Source organism: Saccharopolyspora sp. NPDC003752, from assembly GCF_053605825.1.
Genome location: NZ_JBSGJZ010000027.1, coordinates 20,933 through 36,577 on the forward strand (window position 1 = coordinate 20,933; position 15,645 = coordinate 36,577).

General features: G+C 71.9%; 13 protein-coding genes. 10 read left to right on the forward strand and 3 right to left on the reverse strand.

Annotated elements, in window-relative coordinates; genetic code table 11:
• The 8 genes from sucD to ACWEV3_RS29235 all read left to right on the forward strand — a co-directional run bounded on the left by sucD (position 1) and on the right by ACWEV3_RS29235 (position 12,436).
• Complete coding sequence (gene sucD / locus ACWEV3_RS29200) at positions 1-885, forward strand: succinate--CoA ligase subunit alpha (protein WP_452616948.1); 885 nt, start codon at positions 1-3, stop codon at positions 883-885.
• A gap of 223 nt (positions 886-1,108) precedes the next feature.
• Positions 1,109-2,020, forward strand: a complete 912-nt coding sequence (locus ACWEV3_RS29205; RefSeq protein WP_452616949.1) for a DUF5336 domain-containing protein — start codon at positions 1,109-1,111, stop codon at positions 2,018-2,020.
• Positions 2,021-2,260: 240 nt separating this feature from the next.
• Positions 2,261-3,775: a cell division protein PerM gene (locus ACWEV3_RS29210; protein WP_452616950.1), complete on the forward strand. Its 1,515-nt coding sequence runs from the start codon at positions 2,261-2,263 to the stop codon at positions 3,773-3,775.
• A 190-nt stretch (positions 3,776-3,965) separates the two neighbouring features.
• A complete protein-coding gene (gene purN / locus ACWEV3_RS29215) occupies positions 3,966-4,547 on the forward strand; it encodes a phosphoribosylglycinamide formyltransferase (protein WP_452616951.1) in 582 nt (193 codons plus the stop codon).
• Positions 4,544-6,109 (forward strand): bifunctional phosphoribosylaminoimidazolecarboxamide formyltransferase/IMP cyclohydrolase, encoded by a 1,566-nt coding sequence (gene purH / locus ACWEV3_RS29220; RefSeq protein WP_452616952.1) that lies wholly within the window; start codon positions 4,544-4,546, stop codon positions 6,107-6,109. Before purN ends, purH begins: the two co-directional genes overlap by 4 nt.
• A gap of 565 nt (positions 6,110-6,674) precedes the next feature.
• On the forward strand, positions 6,675-7,388 hold the full coding sequence (locus ACWEV3_RS29225; protein WP_452616953.1) for a hypothetical protein: 714 nt from the start codon (positions 6,675-6,677) through the stop codon (positions 7,386-7,388).
• A complete protein-coding gene (locus tag ACWEV3_RS29230; protein WP_452616954.1) occupies positions 7,385-9,055 on the forward strand; it encodes a DNA polymerase Y family protein in 1,671 nt (556 codons plus the stop codon). The genes ACWEV3_RS29225 and ACWEV3_RS29230 overlap by 4 nt, the downstream gene beginning before the upstream one ends.
• A 75-nt stretch (positions 9,056-9,130) precedes the next feature.
• Complete coding sequence (locus ACWEV3_RS29235) at positions 9,131-12,436, forward strand: error-prone DNA polymerase (protein WP_452616955.1); 3,306 nt, start codon at positions 9,131-9,133, stop codon at positions 12,434-12,436.
• A gap of 223 nt (positions 12,437-12,659) precedes the next feature.
• On the opposite strand, the gene ACWEV3_RS29240 is transcribed toward ACWEV3_RS29235, so the two are convergent.
• On the reverse strand, positions 12,660-12,803 hold the full coding sequence (locus ACWEV3_RS29240; protein ID WP_452616956.1) for a hypothetical protein: 144 nt from the start codon (positions 12,801-12,803) through the stop codon (positions 12,660-12,662).
• A 77-nt stretch (positions 12,804-12,880) separates the two neighbouring features.
• Between ACWEV3_RS29240 and ACWEV3_RS29245 the strand changes: the two genes are divergently transcribed.
• Positions 12,881-13,072 carry an imine reductase family protein gene (locus tag ACWEV3_RS29245; RefSeq protein ID WP_452617041.1) on the forward strand — a complete coding sequence of 64 codons (192 nt, stop codon included), beginning with the start codon at positions 12,881-12,883 and terminating at the stop codon, positions 13,070-13,072.
• 30 nt (positions 13,073-13,102) lie between these two features.
• Here the strand turns inward: ACWEV3_RS29245 and ACWEV3_RS29250 are convergent, their stop codons facing one another.
• A complete protein-coding gene (locus tag ACWEV3_RS29250) occupies positions 13,103-14,380 on the reverse strand; it encodes an ArgE/DapE family deacylase (protein ID WP_452616957.1) in 1,278 nt (425 codons plus the stop codon).
• Between the two features lie 57 nt (positions 14,381-14,437).
• Between ACWEV3_RS29250 and ACWEV3_RS29255 the strand changes: the two genes are divergently transcribed.
• Positions 14,438-14,899, forward strand: coding sequence for a universal stress protein (locus ACWEV3_RS29255; protein ID WP_029536194.1), 462 nt, complete (start codon positions 14,438-14,440; stop codon positions 14,897-14,899).
• Positions 14,900-14,903: 4 nt separating this feature from the next.
• Here the strand turns inward: ACWEV3_RS29255 and ACWEV3_RS29260 are convergent, their stop codons facing one another.
• On the reverse strand, positions 14,904-15,602 hold the full coding sequence (locus ACWEV3_RS29260; protein ID WP_452616958.1) for an SAM-dependent methyltransferase: 699 nt from the start codon (positions 15,600-15,602) through the stop codon (positions 14,904-14,906).
• Positions 15,603-15,645 lie beyond the last annotated feature (43 nt).

Below are 15,645 nucleotides of genomic sequence, written 5' to 3' on the forward strand. Positions count from 1 at the left end.
ATGGCTATCTTCCTCAACGAGAACAGCAAGGTCATCGTTCAGGGCATCACCGGCTCTGAAGGAACCAAGCACACCGCTCGGATGCTGCGCTCCGGCACCAACATCGTCGGCGGCGTGAACGCCCGCAAGGCCGGGCAGACCGTCGAGATCGAGGGCAAGCAGCTCACGGTCTTCGGCACCGTCAAGGAGGCCATGAAGGAGACCGGCGCCGACGTGTCGGTCGTCTTCGTGCCGCCGAAGTTCGCCAAGGACGCCGTGATCGAGGCCATCGACGCCGAGATCGACCTGGCCGTGGTCATCACCGAGGGCATCCCGGTGCACGACTCGGCCTACTTCTGGGCGCACGCCAACGCCACGGGCAACAAGACCCGCATCATCGGGCCGAACTGCCCGGGCATCATCTCGCCCGGCAAGTCCAACGCCGGCATCATCCCGGCCGACATCACCGGCCCGGGCAAGATCGGTCTGGTGTCCAAGTCGGGCACGCTGACCTACCAGATGATGTACGAGCTGCGGGACATCGGTTTCTCCAGCGCCGTCGGCATCGGTGGTGACCCGATCATCGGCACCACCCACATCGACGCGCTGCAGGCCTTCGAGGACGACCCGGAGACCGAGGCGATCGTCATGATCGGCGAGATCGGTGGGGACGCCGAGGAGCGGGCGGCCGACTACATCAAGGCCAACATCACCAAGCCGGTGGTGGGCTACGTGGCCGGTTTCACCGCGCCGGAGGGCAAGACCATGGGCCACGCGGGCGCCATCGTCTCCGGTTCGTCCGGCACCGCCGCGGCGAAGAAGGAGGCCCTGGAGGCCGCTGGGGTCAAGGTCGGCAAGACGCCGAGCGAGACCGCCAAGCTGATGCGCGAGATCGTCAAGGGCTGAGCCCGATCTCGACACGTCCTTTTCGGGGCCGGACGCCTTCGGGCGTCCGGCCCCGGTGGCTGTCTGCATGCTTTTGTGCGGGGCCGACGGAATCGCGAGCGCTTCGCCGGAGCCCGCAGGGAAGTCCCGGTTCGGCGGTCTTCCGGTACACCGAAGCCGGTTGATTCGATACCGTCAGCAAGCTCCGCCCCCCCGAGTGTTGAAGCGAGGAGTCCGTCCAGCCATGTCCGCGCCCTTCCCCCAGTCGCCGCCGCCGGCCACCCCGGGACGCCCCGGCGTTTCGCTCGGTCTCAACGAGATCCTGGCCTTGGTGGCGGCAGGCGCCGGTCTGATCGGCTACCTGATCGGTTTCTTCGACGGCGTCGCCGGCGTGGCGATCGGCAGCCTCGTCGGGTTCTCCCTGATCGTCTCCGCCGCGCTGGCGGGTCTGCGGTTCGTGCCGAAGACGCCGAACGCGCTGTTCGCGGCCGCACCGCTGTCCGCCTACGCGACCCTCAGCCTGCTCCAGGACTTGGTCGGCGGTGGCTCCGGCGGAATCGTCGTGGTGCTTCTGCTGCTGTCCATCGTCCAGCTGGGTGCTGTGGCCGGCATCCTGCTGATGGAGGGCGGCATCATCAACGCGCCGTCGAAGCCCGCGCAGCCCCCGAAGCCGCCCTTCGGCCAGTCCGCCCCGTTCCAGTCGGGCAAGCCCGGCGGCCCGGCCGGTCCCGGTGGCCCTGGCGGCCCCGGTGGGCCTGGTGGTCCGGGTGGGCCTGGTGGTCCCAGCGGGCCCGGTGGTCCCGGTGGACCCGGTGCGCCGGCGTGGAACCAGCCCGGCCAGTTCGGTCAGCCGAGTGGCGGCTGGAGCCCGGCGGCCGGCCCGCAGTCCCAGCAGTCCGGCAGCTGGGAACCCGCCTCCGGCGGCTTCCAGTCCCCGAACCAGCCTGGTCAGCCCGGACCGTCGGGTCAGCCGGCGCAGTCGAGCCCGTCCGCGCCGCAGTCGAGCCCGTCCGGTCAGCCGAGCCAGCCGCCGCAGTCCGGCCAATCCGCGCCGACGTCGAACCCGTCCGGCCAGCCGGCGCAGCCGAGCCAGGGTTCCGGTCCGCAGGGCACTCAGCAGATGCCGCACCCCGGCTCCAATCCGCCCAGCTTCTGATCAGTTCGATCCGCTCGTCGCGCGGGCGGCCTTGTCACCGGTTTGTGCTGGTGGTGAGGCCGCCCGCGCGGTGTTCGCAGGGGCTACCGCGGAATCGGAAGAGCGCTTTCGGCACGGAGCTCCGGGTGGTGACTCACCGCACCGGCTATGTCCAATGTGGACGAATGCTGTCGCACGATGGGCGGAAGCAACGGCGTGTTGTGACCCGTTCGGCGTAACTTCGGTGCGACATTCGGCTGCGTGTCAGTGCTCGACTCGATCCCCCACGCCATCGCCGACGGTCCCCGCGAACGCCGGCACGGGATCCGCTGGTGGTTGCTCGCCGTGGCCGTCGGCGCCGTCCTGCTCGCCGGTTACCTGGTCGCCGCAGGACTGATAGCGCTGGTGATGGCGACCGCGGGCAGCGCGCAGTTCGACCCGGTCGTGGTCCTGGTGGCGGCCCTGCCAGGGTGGCTCGCGCTGCACCAGACCGCGCTGAAGATCACGGACGCGCCGCTGAGCGTTCTGCCGCTGCTGCCCACCGCGCTGGTGATGCTGCTGATCGCCGCCGCATCCGCCTGGGTCGCGCGGCGGTCCCGACTGCGCCGTCCGGATCAGGCATGGCCGTTGATCACGGCGATGGGGCTGGTGCACGCCTTCGTCGGCACCGCCATCGCCGTGGTGCTGGACGGTCCGGTGAACGCGGTCCCGGTGGATGCGTTCCTGAGCTGCGGGCTGGTAGCCACGATCGCCTCTGCGGCAGGTGTGGCGAACCGGTGCGGGTTGATCTACCTGGTTTGGGAACGGGTCGAGGCCGAGGTCTGGTCGGGCCTGCGCCTCGGCCTGCTGGCGCTGGCCGCGCTCGTCGCTGCCGGTGGCGTGGTGCTGCTGGCCGGGATCTGCCTGTCGGCTCCGGAGATGGTCGCCGCCCTCGCTCGGCTCGAGAGCACGGCCGGCGACGCGATCGGCGCCACGCTGTTGTCGCTGCTCTACCTCCCGAATGCAGTCATGGCGGGCTGGTCCTTCGCCGCCGGAACGGGCCTGTCGATCGGCCGGCTCGAGATTCAGCCACTGCACGTCGCGCCGGGTCCGGTGCCGGACCTGCCGCTGCTCGCCGTCCTGCCGACGCACGATTCGGCGGCCTGGTGGGCGATCGTGTTGGGGTTGCCTCTGGTCGTCGGCCTCCTCGTCGGGACCGCCGCGCGCCGGGTGCCCGGGTCCCTGGCGCGCAGGCTGCTCGCGGTCGGCGTGGCGGCAGCGGTCGCGGCGATGGGAACGCTGCTGCTCGCGCACGTTGCCGGGGGCGATCTGGGCAATGGTCCGTTCGGCCAGGTGACGCTGCGGCCGGTCGCACTGGCCGCAGCGACGTTGTGCTGGATCGCCATCCCAGCCGCCGCCGTCACGTGGCTGGCCGGGCCGGACCTCGACGACGAGCTCGAGGCGGATGCCGAGGGGGCCACGGGCTCGCCCGCGGCCGGCGCCGACTCCGCGGACGAGGCGACCCCGAAGGACGACGCAACCGGCGATCCGTCTGATGCCTCCGCTTCGGACGCCGCCGACGACACCGTCACCGGCGCTGACGACACCACCGATGTCGACGGCGACGCCCCGGCGGACGACAACGCGTCCGAGGCGGAGGCCCTGGAACTGGACGACCTGGCTCCGGGGATTCCGCACGCCCGCGAGGCCGCGGAGTCCGAACCGCCCCGGAGCAAGCCCGCCGAGATCGACCCCACCGAATTCGACGGCGACCTCACCGGGGACGACCGGAGGTGAGGGCTGCGCCACTCGCCCGGGCCCTGGCGACGTCGGCGCCGCAATCAGCGCTTACGCTGCTTCGGGAGATCGTGCCGAGGCATGTCAGGAGCGAACGCTGAATCCGAGTACGCCCGACCAGCCGAGCGCCGCCGAGCACTCGAAGTCAACCCGGTTCGCCACCGCCGGCCCCGCACGGGTCGTCGTGCTGGTGTCCGGATCCGGAACCCTGCTGCAAGCGCTGCTCGACTCGACCAGTTCGCCGGACTTCCCGGTGCAGGTGGTCGCGGTGGGCGCCGATCGCGACGGCATCGAGGGACTGGCCCGCGCCGAGCGCGCCGGGGTGCCGACCTTCGTGCGTCGGGTCAAGGACCACGCCGACCGCGCCGAGTGGGACCGCGCGCTGACCGAGGCCTGCGCCGAGTACGAGCCGGACCTGGTGGTCTCCGCCGGGTTCATGAAACTCGTCGGCGCCGATTTCCTGGCTCGCTTCGCCGGCCGGTACCTCAACAGCCACCCCGCGCTGCTCCCGTCGTTCCCCGGCATGCACGGGGTGCGGGATGCGCTGGAGTATGGAGTCCGGGTCACCGGCTGCACGCTGTTCGTGGTGGATGCCGGCGTGGACACCGGGCCGATCCTCGCGCAGGAGGCCGTCGAGGTGCGGCCCGACGACGACGAGGCGAGCCTCCACGAGCGGATCAAGGCCGTCGAGCGGCGGCTGCTGGTCGACACCCTGGAACAGCTGGCACTGCACGGCTGGACCGTGCAGGGACGGAAGGTGAGTATCCCGTGACCACGAACTCGCAGGAGCGGCGAGCAGTTCGCCGCGCGCTGATCGGCGTGTCCGACAAGTCGGGCCTGCTGGAGCTGGCCACCGGGCTGCACGCCGCCGGCGTGGAGATCGTGTCCACCGGCGGTACGGCCCGCACGATCGCCGCCGCGGGCGTGCCCGTCACCCCGGTCGAGGAGCTCACCGGTTTCCCGGAGGCGCTCGACGGCCGGGTCAAGACCCTGCACCCGCGGGTGCACGCCGGGCTGCTCGCCGACCTGCGCCGCCAGGAGCACGCGGACCAGCTGCGCGACCTGGACATCGCGCCGTTCGACCTGCTGATCGTGAACCTGTACCCGTTCGTGCAGACGGTGGCCTCGGGCGCCGCGCCGGACGAGGTGATCGAGCAGATCGACATCGGCGGGCCGGCGATGGTGCGGGCGTCCGCCAAGAACCACGCGAACGTCGCCGTCGTGGTCGACCCGAGCCGCTACGAGTGGGTGCTGGAGCAGGTCCGCGAGGGCGGCTTCACGCTGGCCGACCGGGTCGAGCTGGCTGCGGCCGCGTTCCGGCACACCGCGTCGTACGACGTCGCCGTGGCGTCCTGGATGAGCAAGGTGCCGACCGGGGACGACTCCGTGTTCCCCGGCTGGATCGGGGAGACCTGGGAGCGGCGCTCCGCGCTGCGCTACGGCGAGAACCCGCACCAGCCCGCCGCGCTGTACGTCTCCGGCGGCGAAGCGACCGGGCTCGCGGCCGCGGCTCAGCTGCACGGCAAGGAGATGTCGTACAACAACTACGTCGACGCCGACTCGGCCTGGCGCGCTGCGCACGATCACAGCGAGCCGTGCGTGGCGATCATCAAGCACGCCAACCCGTGCGGCATCGCGGTGGCCGATGACATCGCCGCGGCGCACCGCAAGGCGCACGAGTGCGACTCGGTGAGCGCGTACGGCGGCGTCATCGCGACGAACCGCGAGGTGTCGGTGGCGATGGCCGAGCAGGTCGCCGAGATCTTCACCGAGGTGATCGTGGCGCCGGGCTACGCCGATGGCGCCGTGGACGTGCTGAGCAAGAAGAAGAACATCCGGATCCTGACCGCGCAGCCGCCCAAGAGCGGCCGGATCGAGATGCGGGCGATCTCCGGCGGCATGCTGGTGCAGGGCTCCGACGCGATCGACGCCGAGGGCGACGACCCGGCGAACTGGACGCTGGCGGCCGGCTCGCCGGTGGACGAGGCGACCCTGGCGGACCTGAAGTTCGCGTGGCGCGCCTGCCGCGCGGTGAAGTCCAACGCGATCCTGCTGGCCGACGACGGGGCGACCGTCGGCGTCGGCATGGGCCAGGTGAACCGGGTCGACTCGGCGCGCCTCGCGGTGTCGCGGGCGGGCGACCGGGCGAAGGGCTCGGTGGCTGCCTCGGACGCGTTCTTCCCGTTCGCGGACGGTCCGCAGGTACTGCTGGACGCCGGGGTTCGCGCGATCGTGCAGCCCGGCGGCTCGGTCCGGGACGCGGAGACCATCGCGGCGGCCGAGGCCGCCGGCGTGCCGATGTACTTCACCGGGACGCGCCACTTCGCGCACTGAATCCGGTGCACTGTGGACGGTGCGGTCGACTTCGGTCGGCCGCACCGTTTTCGTTTCGCCGGTCGCCTCGGCCGGGCGGTGATCGGCGCGTGTTTCGTCCGTGCGCATGGTCCTTGCCTCCTCGGACTGCGTGCCGCAGCCGTCGGCGCAAGGCCGGTGGCTACGGGTGGGTTCGTTCGCCGTTCGCGGGCTCACCGTGGGCTGGCCCGCCTGCTCGGTCGGCCGCCGGAACTGCTCGGACGGCGGCTTTCCCGCGAGCTGGAAACGCGGTCATGAGTCAAGTTGTAGCGGACATTTCCGCCAAGATCAGATGATCGAACAAATGTTCACCTGATCCGGTAGAAGCCCTTGACGCGGGTCGCTGTGCAGGGTTTACTTAACTTGTTCGAACTGAGGTTCGAGATAACGGAAGTGGCCGATGTCGGGGTCGGCTACTCCGATGGAACCGGCGCCGTGTTCGGGTGCAGGCGCAGCGCCGGGTCCACCGCTGCCTTCCCCGCAGCGGCTGAATGGGTGCCCGCGCCGGGGTCGGGCATCCATGCGGTCACGATGTGGGGAGGCAGCGATGTCCGCGATGGCGTCCTTGACGGCGCTGGGCGCGTCCACGGCTGACGGGGTGTCCGTGGGTGTGCAGGCCGTCGAGGCCGGCGGCATTCCGGGAGCGGGCCGGGTGCTGCCCACGCGGACGGAGCTCGCCGCCGTGCTGCCATGGCCAGGTTTGCGCCGTGGCAGCACGGTGGCGGTGCACGGATCGGTCTCACTGCTGTTCGCGCTGCTGTCCGAGGCGACGGCGAACGGATCGTGGGCGGCGGTGGTGGGGCTGCCCGGAATCAGCTTGGTGGCGGCGGCCGAAGCCGGCGTGGAGCTCGCCAGGCTCGCGGTGGTGCCGCGGCCGGGCGGAGACCCGGTGGGCGTGATCGCCGCGCTGCTCGACGGGGTCGACCTGGTGGCGGTGGGTGGTACCCGGCAGGTGGCCGACTCGGATGCCCGGCGACTGTCGGCGCGGGCGCGCAACCGCGGCTCGGTGCTGCTGCCGTTCGGCCCGTGGACGGGTGCCGAGGTGCAGCTGCGCTGCGTCGGTGCCGACTGGCGAGGACTTGGACAGGGCCATGGTTACCTGCGGGAACGTGCCGTCACGGTGCGAGCGGGAGGGCGCGGAGCGGCATCCAGGCCGCGCTCGTGCCGACTGCTGCTCCCGGCGCGCGACGGAGCGATCGGGGTGCCCGCGGACGAGTCGGGCGAGAGCGCTCGGCCGCGGCTGCGCCCGGTGGCGGGGTGAGAGCGGTGCCGCCTCGTCGACTCGTCATCTGGTGCCCGGACTGGCCGGTGGTCGCCGCCTCCCGTGCGGCCGAGCTCGGCCCGCTGGTGCCCGCCGCGGTGTTCGCGGCGAACCGGGTGGTGGCCTGTTCCGAAACTGCTCGCAGCAGTGGGGTGCGTCGTGGGATGCGCCGCCGCGAAGCGCAGGGCCGGTGCCCGGAACTTGTTGTGTGCGAACACGATCCGGCCCGGGACGCGCGGTTGTTCGAGCCGGTGGTGGCGGCGGTCGAGGAGTTGATGCCGGGTGTGGAGGTCGTGCGTCCGGGCCTGGTGGCGGTCCCGGCACGGGGGCCGGCCCGGTACTTCGGTTCGGAGGAGGCCGTCGCCGAGCGCGTGCTGGACCAGCTGGACGCGCAGGTCGGCGTCGAGTGCCAGATCGGCATCGCGGACGGGCTGTTCGCGGCGGTCCTGGCGGCCCGGCGCAACGAACTCGTGGCCCCGGGCCGAAGCCGGGAGTTCCTCGCTCCGCTGCTGATCGAGGAGATCGACCAGCTCACCGACCGGCTGCCCGGGCAGCGCGCCGCAGATCAGGCGGAGCTGGTGGATCTGTTGCGGCGGCTGGGGGTTCGCACGCTGGGCGAGTTCGCGGCGCTGTCCTCATCGGACGTGTCCACCCGGTTCGGCCAGGCCGCGTTGCTGGTGCACCGCGCGGCCGGCGGTCGGGAAGAGCGGCCGGTCCTGCGGCGCCAGCCGCCGCCGGACCTGGTGGTGTCCGAGGAGCTCGACCCGCCGGTGGAGCGGGTGGACGAGGCCGCGTTCGCGGCCAAGGTCCTGGCGGACCGGCTGCACGCCAGGCTGGGCGAACTCGGGCTGGCCTGCACCCGGCTGGGGATTTCGGCCCGCACCGAGCACGGCGAGGAGCTGCACCGGGTCTGGCGCTGCGCGGAGCCGTTGACGCCGGCGGCCACTGCGGATCGGGTGCGCTGGCAGCTCGACGGCTGGCTGCACGGTCGCAGCGGTCGGCAGCGCCCGACAGCCGGGGTGAGCGTGCTGAGCCTGCGGCCGGAAGAAGTGGTCGGGGCGGGTGGTCTGCAGCTCGACTTGCTCAACGCCGCGACCGGGGAGGCGGACGCCCGCGCCGGGCGCGCGTTCGCGCGGGTGCAGGGCTTGCTCGGGCCGGAGGCGGTCCTGACCGGGGTGCTCGGCGGCGGCCGGGACCTGCGCGATCAGGTGCGGTTCGTGCCGTGGGGCGACGAGCGCCGTCCTGCGCTGCCCGCCGACCGGCCGTGGCCGGGGCGCATCCCGTCGCCGTCGCCCTCGGTGGTGCCGGATTCGCCGTGGCCCGCGGCGGTGTTCGACGACGAGGACCGTCCGGTGGGCGTCACCGACCGGCATCGGCTCACTGCCGCCCCGTGTCGCGTGGAGGTGTCTGGTGGGCGGTCGCGGGTGGTGTCCGGCTGGGCCGGGCCGTGGCCGGTGGCCGAGCGCTGGTGGGCGGAGCTGCTGGCGGGCGGCGCCGGCCAGACGGCACCGGCGGCGCAGGTGCCGGCGCGGGAGGTGGTGCGGGTCCAGGTCGTGCTCGAACCGGAGGCGGATCCGGCCGGGGACGGCGACGCCGAGGTGGGCGAGGTGGCGCTGCTCTTGGTGCACGAAGGGGGCCGGTGGTGGGTGCAGGGTGCCTATCGATAGCGGCGAACACTCGTTCGAGTGGAGTGCGGCTTATTTGGTGGCAGCGGTGAATCGAACAGGAGTTCACTGGATTTCATGAGTTGGTTCAACCCTCCCCAGACCTGGTCGGACCTGGAGAAAGCGCTCTCCGGTCGACTGCCTCCGGCCGACGGGTCCGGCCCGCGCGACGAGCGGCACCCCGGCGACGGGAACGACAGCCCGGCGTGGACCCGGCGGCGTGCCAGGTACGAGGCCGACGCCGTCGCCGCGGTGGCGGCGGTGCCCTATGCGGAGCTGCATGCGCACTCCAACTTCAGCTTCCTCGACGGTGCGGGCCATCCCGAGGAGCTGGCGGCGGAGGCGGCCCGGCTCGGGCTGGAGGCGATCGCGCTGACCGACCACGACGGGCTGTACGGGGTGGTCCGCTTCGCGGAAGCCGCGGCCGAGCACGGGGTGCGCACCGTGTTCGGCGCCGAGCTGAGCCTGGGGCTTTCGGCGCCGCAGAACGGGATTCCCGACCCCGAAGGCCGCCACCTGCTGGTGCTGGCCCGCGATCCGGCCGGCTACGCGAGCTTGTGCCGGGCGATCAGCGAGGCGCACTTGGAGGGCAAGGAGAAGGGCCGTCCGGTGTACGACCTGGAGAAGCTCGCGGGCGCGGCGGCGGGGCGTTGGCAGGTGCTCACCGGGTGCCGCAAGGGCGCGGTCCCGGCGGCACTGGCCGAAAGCGGCCCGGCGGCGGCCGCCGCCGAGTTGGACCGGCTGATCGGGCTGTTCGGGCAGGACCACGTGACGGTGGAGCTGGCCGACCACGGGCTGCCCGCAGACTCGGCGCGCAACGACGCGCTGGCCGGGCTCGCCGATCGAGCCGGAGTGTCCACAGTGGCCGCGACCGGCGCGCACCTCGCCCGGCCGGACCGCGCCCGGTTGGCCGCGGTGGTGGCGGCGATCCGGGCCCGCCGCAGCCTGGACGACATGGATGGCTGGCTGCCCGGCTGGGCGGGCAACTACCTGCGTTCCGGCGCGGAGATGGCTGAGCTGTTCGCCCGCTACCCGGGGGCCGTGCAGCGGGCCGCCGAGCTGGGCCGGGAGTTCGCCTTCGACCTGAAGCTGGTGGCCCCGAAGCTGCCGCCGTTCGACGTGCCGATGGGGCGCACCGAGGCGAGCTGGCTGCGCGAACTCGTCCTCCGGGGCGCGCTCGACCGGTACGGCCTGCCGCAGGACGATCCCGCGGCCTACCGGCAGATCGAGCACGAGCTGGCGCTGATCGAGCAGCTGGAGTTCCCCGGCTACTTCCTGGTGGTGTCCGACATCGTCGAGTTCTGCCGGGAGCAGCGGATCCTGTGCCAAGGGAGGGGGTCGGCGGCGAACTCGGCGGTGTGCTTCGCGCTGCGGATCACCAACGCCGACCCGGTCCGCTACCAGCTGCTCTTCGAGCGCTTCCTGGCCCCGGAGCGGGACGGGCCGCCCGACATCGACCTGGACATCGAGTCGGATCGCCGCGAGGAGGTGATCCAGTACGTCTACCGCAAGTACGGCCGGATGCACGCCGCGCAGGTCGCGAACGTGATCAGCTACCGACCGCGCTCGGCGGTGCGGGACGTCGCGCGGGCCCTCGGCTACTCGCCCGGGCAGCAGGACGCCTGGAGCAAGGAGATCGAGCACTGGGGGCCGCTGCCGGAGGACTCCGAGATTCCCGAGCCGGTGCGGGAGCTGGCCGGCGAGCTGCTGGGCTTCCCCCGGCACCTGGGCATCCACTCCGGCGGGATGGTGATCTGCCACCGGCCGGTCGGTGAGGTCTGCCCGGTGGAGTGGGCGAGGATGCCCGGCCGCACGGTCCTGCAGTGGGACAAGGACGACTGCGCGGAGGTCGGCCTCGTCAAGTTCGACCTGCTGGGGCTCGGCATGCTCTCGGCGCTGCACTACGCGATCGACATGACCCTCGAACACCACGGGGTCGAGGTCGACCTCGGCGAGCTCGACCTGAACGACGACGCGGTGTACGAGATGCTGCGGCGGGCCGACGCGGTCGGAGTGTTCCAGGTGGAGAGCCGCGCGCAGCTGGCCACGTTGCCGAGGCTGAAGCCGCGGGAGTTCTACGACCTCGTGGTGGAGGTGGCGCTGATCCGGCCGGGCCCGATCCAGGGCGGTTCGGTGCATCCGTACATCCGGCGACGGAACGGCTTGGAGGACTGGGACTTCGAGCACCCGTCGATGGCCGGCGCCTTGAAGAAGACCCTCGGCGTCCCGCTGTTCCAGGAGCAGTTGATGCAGTTGGCGGTCGACGTCGCGGGCTTCTCCGCGGCCGAGGCGGACCAGCTGCGGCGGGCGATGGGGGCCAAGCGTTCGGAGGAGCGGATGGAGCGGCTCCGGGGGCGGTTGTTCGAGGGGATGGCGGCCAAGGGCATTTCCGGGGAATTGGCCGAGCGGATCTACCAGCGGATGCTGGCCTTCGCGAACTACGGCTTCCCGGAGAGCCATGCCCTGAGCTTCGCGCTGCTGGTGTTCGCCAGCGCTTGGTTCAAGCACTACTACCCGGCGGTGTTCTGCGCCGCGCTGCTCAAGGCCCAGCCGATGGGCTTCTACTCGCCGCAGTCGCTGGTCGCCGACGCCCGCCGGCATGGGGTGCGGGTGCGCGGGCCTGATGTCAACGCGAGTCGCGCCCAGGCCGATTTGGAGCCGGACGCCGACAGCGCGGGCAAGCGAGCGGTGCGCCTGGGGTTGGCCTCCGTGCGCAAGCTCGGCGAGAGCGCCGCCGAGCGATTAGTCATGGAGCGCGCGGAGAACGGCCCGTACGTCGACATGGCCGATGTGGCGCGCCGAACGCAGCTGACTGCCGCGCAGATGGAGGCGCTGGCGACGGCGGGTGCGTTCGGCTGCTTCGGCCTGTCTCGGCGGGAGGCGCTGTGGAACGCCGCCGCCGCTGCCGGTGATCGGCCGGATCGGTTGCCGGGCACCACCGCGTCGGCCGCGGCCCCGGCGCTGCCGGGGATGGACGGCGTGGAGGTGGCCGCTGCGGACGTGTGGGCTACCGGGGTGTCCCCGGACAGCTTCCCGCTGCAGTTCGTCCGAGCCAGATTGGACGAGTTGGGCGCGATCCCGGCGGAGCGACTGTCCGAAGTGGAGCACGGTTCCCGGGTGCTGGTGGGCGGCGCGGTGACCCACCGGCAGCGACCGGCCACGGCGGGCGGCATCACGTTCCTGAACCTGGAGGACGAGACAGGCATGGTCAACGTCATGTGTTCACCGGGTTTGTGGGCGCGCTACCGGAAAGTCGGGCGTACCAGCGCCGCGTTGCTGGTGCGCGGAATCGTCGAACGAGCGGAAGGAGTGATCAATTTGAGAGCTGACCGGCTGCAGAAACTGGAAGTGCGCATCCCCTCGACCTCGCGTGACTTCCACTAGCCGCGGCGAGCCTCGCATCTCGCTGGTGACTGCGGCCACCGAACCGGGGCGTCGACCATGCCCGACCGGCAGCGGACGGACACTTCTCCCTCCCAGAGTGTTGTTCCCCAATCTGACCGGCGGACGCTGGAAACGCCAAGAGCCCGGGCACGACGTGCGTGCCGGCATGCCGTGTCCGGGCCCGTTCGGTCCCGCCGTTCGCCGCGTCCTGCGGGAAGAAACGTCACGAGACGTTGAACTTCGCGGCACCGGCCGCGTCGCGGGCATCCAGATCGTCGACGCCCGCCGACACCGTGGCGTCGATGATGGTGTCCAGTGCGTCGCGGGCGGCCAGGAAGGCTGGCCACGGGTTCGTCGATGCGCTCACGTTCCCGGTTCAGGTCGGGAGCATGCCGGAACAGGCCGGCGACAGGGTTTGCCCATCGTTGACCATGCACGGCAGCAATTCGGCACCCCGGTGACCTCGGCACCATGGAGGTGAACCTGAACGTGCTCGAGCACATCGCTCGGACCTGCGTGGAGCAGGGCGTCCACGCCGATCTGCCGCGGCAGACGGCGACGATCGCCGAGGGCCACGGCGACGAGAACTACCTGGCGGTGTTCGGGATCTTCAAGAAGCCGACGCCGGGTTCGTGACCATCGTGCGCTGAGCGGCGTGGTGGGCGATCAGGCGATGCCGCAGCGGCGGATCGCCAGCAGGGCGTAGGCGCGCGCGGCCCGTTCCAGCTCTGCGAGCGCGACGTGCTCGTCGTGCGCGTGTGCGTAGCGGATATCTCCGGGCCCGTACTGGAGCGTCGGAACTCCGGCGGCCGCGTAAAGCCGCAGGTCCGTTCCGTACGGGGCACCCACCGCCGCTGGGCGGGGCGCTCCGGCTGCTGCCGCTGCGTCCTGGGTTTCGGCGAGGAGCCGGTGTCCTTCGGGCAGCCGTCCGCTGGCGAACATCCCGCCGGGCCAGCTCACCCGCACCGGGTGTTCCGAGAGCCACGGGTCGGCGGCGCAGGTCTGCGCGATGGCGGCTTCGAACTCGGCCTTGGCGGCGGGGATCGACTCGTCGAGCCGCACGCCGTAGCGGCCTTCGGCGATCGCGAGATCCGGCACCGTGCTGGCCCAGTCGCCGGCCCTCGCCATGCCGATCGACAGCGGGTACGGCACTTCCAGGTGCGCCACCAGCGGGTCGGGGGCGGCGTTGCGGCGGGCCTCCAGTTCGCGCAGTACCGGAAGCAGGGCGGCGAGCTTGTCCAGCGCGCTCACACCGCGGTAGCGGGTGGAACCGTGGGTGCTCTGACCGGCGACTTCGAGCCGGAACGTGAGGGAGCCGCCATTCGCGGCCACGATCGTGCCCGAGCTCGGCTCGGCCAGGACGCACGCGGCTCCGCGATGGCCTCGCTGGAGCGTCGCGAACGCCCCCAGGCCGCCGTCCTCCTCGCCGACGACGGTGTGCACGGCCACCGGCTGGGCGAGCTGGATCCCGGCGGTGCGCAGGGCTTGCAGCGCACCGAAGATCGCGGCCAGTCCGCCCTTCATGTCGCAGGTGCCCCGGCCGGCGGCGATGCCGTCCGCGACGCGCAGTGCGTACGGGTCGCGGTTCGGCCACCGGTCGAGATCGCCGGGTGGGACGACGTCCGTGTGCCCGCAGAAGATCAGGGCGGGCTCCGGGCCGTCCCCGTGCACGCCGACGCAGCCGTAGGCGACGTCGCGGTCGGCTTCCTGCCCGGGAAAGCCGGGCTCCTCGGCGAGGGCAGGGACGTCGATGCGCCAGTGGTCCACCTGGTGCCCCAGCGAGCCGAGCCTGTCGGCGCACCACTGCTGGGCGTCGTGTTCGCCGCTGGTGCCGCCGACGCTGGGGATCGCGACGAGTTCTCGCAGGTCGTCCAGAATCCCGTTCACGTCCACTGCGTCGAGCACACGACGTTCGAGGTCGGAGGGGGTATGCGCGCCGTTCACGTTTCGAGTGTGTCGTATGCGTCCACCGGCTCGACGCGCGCCCACTACCATCTCCGCGTGGCCGAAGGCGACAAGACCGAGCGGGAATTCGAGATCGGCAAGGACGGACTGGGCGGCATCGTCGTGGGCATGGACGGCAGCCCGGCGAGCTTCCACGCCGCGGCGTGGGCGGCCGGCCTGGCCAGGCGGGAGCGTGCCCGCCTGGTGCTGGTCTACGTCGAGGCGGTGGGCGGCGTCGCCTACTGGTCGCCGATGGGCGTAGCCGTGGCCAGCGAGGCGGCCGAGAGCCTGGTCGAGGAGCTGAAGAAGGAAGTCGTGTCCCACCTGAAGTGGGTGGACATCGATTGGGACTTCGTGCACCACCGCGGCGACCCGGCCGTCGGCCTGGAGCAGGTCGCCGAGCAGTACCGGGCGGATCTGATCGTGGTCGGCCGGTCCCGCCGGCGCGGCGGCCTGCTCGGCACCGTGCCGGCGACGCTGGTGGTCGAGGCGGTCCGGCCGGTCGTCGTCGTGCCTTGAGCTCTCACGCGCCCGGGGTCAGCACGAGGTAGGCGAAGCCGACCAGGCCGCGGTATCCGCGCAGCCACCTGGTGCGGTGCTCGTCGGCCAGGGCGCGGACTTCGTCGCGTCCGGCCGCGGTGGGGTTGTCCAGCAGCCACCTCTCCAAGGCGCCGCACCAGCGGGATTCGAAGCTGTCCCACTCGTCGGTGCCGGCGGTGGCCAGCCGCAGCATGCGGAATCCGCATTCTTCGGTGAGCTCGACCAGTTCGGCCAGCGACAGGTCCACGTCGAGGTCGTTCCGCATCGACGCGGTGTCCTGGAAGGCCTCGCCCAAGAGGAGTCGGCCGCCGCGCCGCAGTCGCGGCCGGATCGCTTCGAGCGCCTGCCGGGTGCCGCCCCACGCGTGGCTGCTGCCGATCGAGATGGCCACGTCCGCGGTTCCGTCCCAGCTGCCGGCGTCGCCTTGCACCAACCGCACCCGCTCGGCCACGCCGCGAGCTTCGGCGTTGCGACGGCCCCGGGACAGTTCTTCGTCGGTGGTGTCGATGCCGATGCCGGTCGCGTTCGGCTCCGCTTCGAGCAGTCGCAGCAGCAGTTCCGCCCATCCGCAGCCGAGATCGACGACCTCGGCGGAGTCCAGCGGTGCCAGCGCGGCGATGAGTTCTTCGGCGCGGGCGTCCGACATCGGCGCGTTGAAGTCGAGGTCTGCATGTGCGAGCACTATCGGATTCACCCGGCGCAGGCTCGCAGAACCCCCGGCGGGG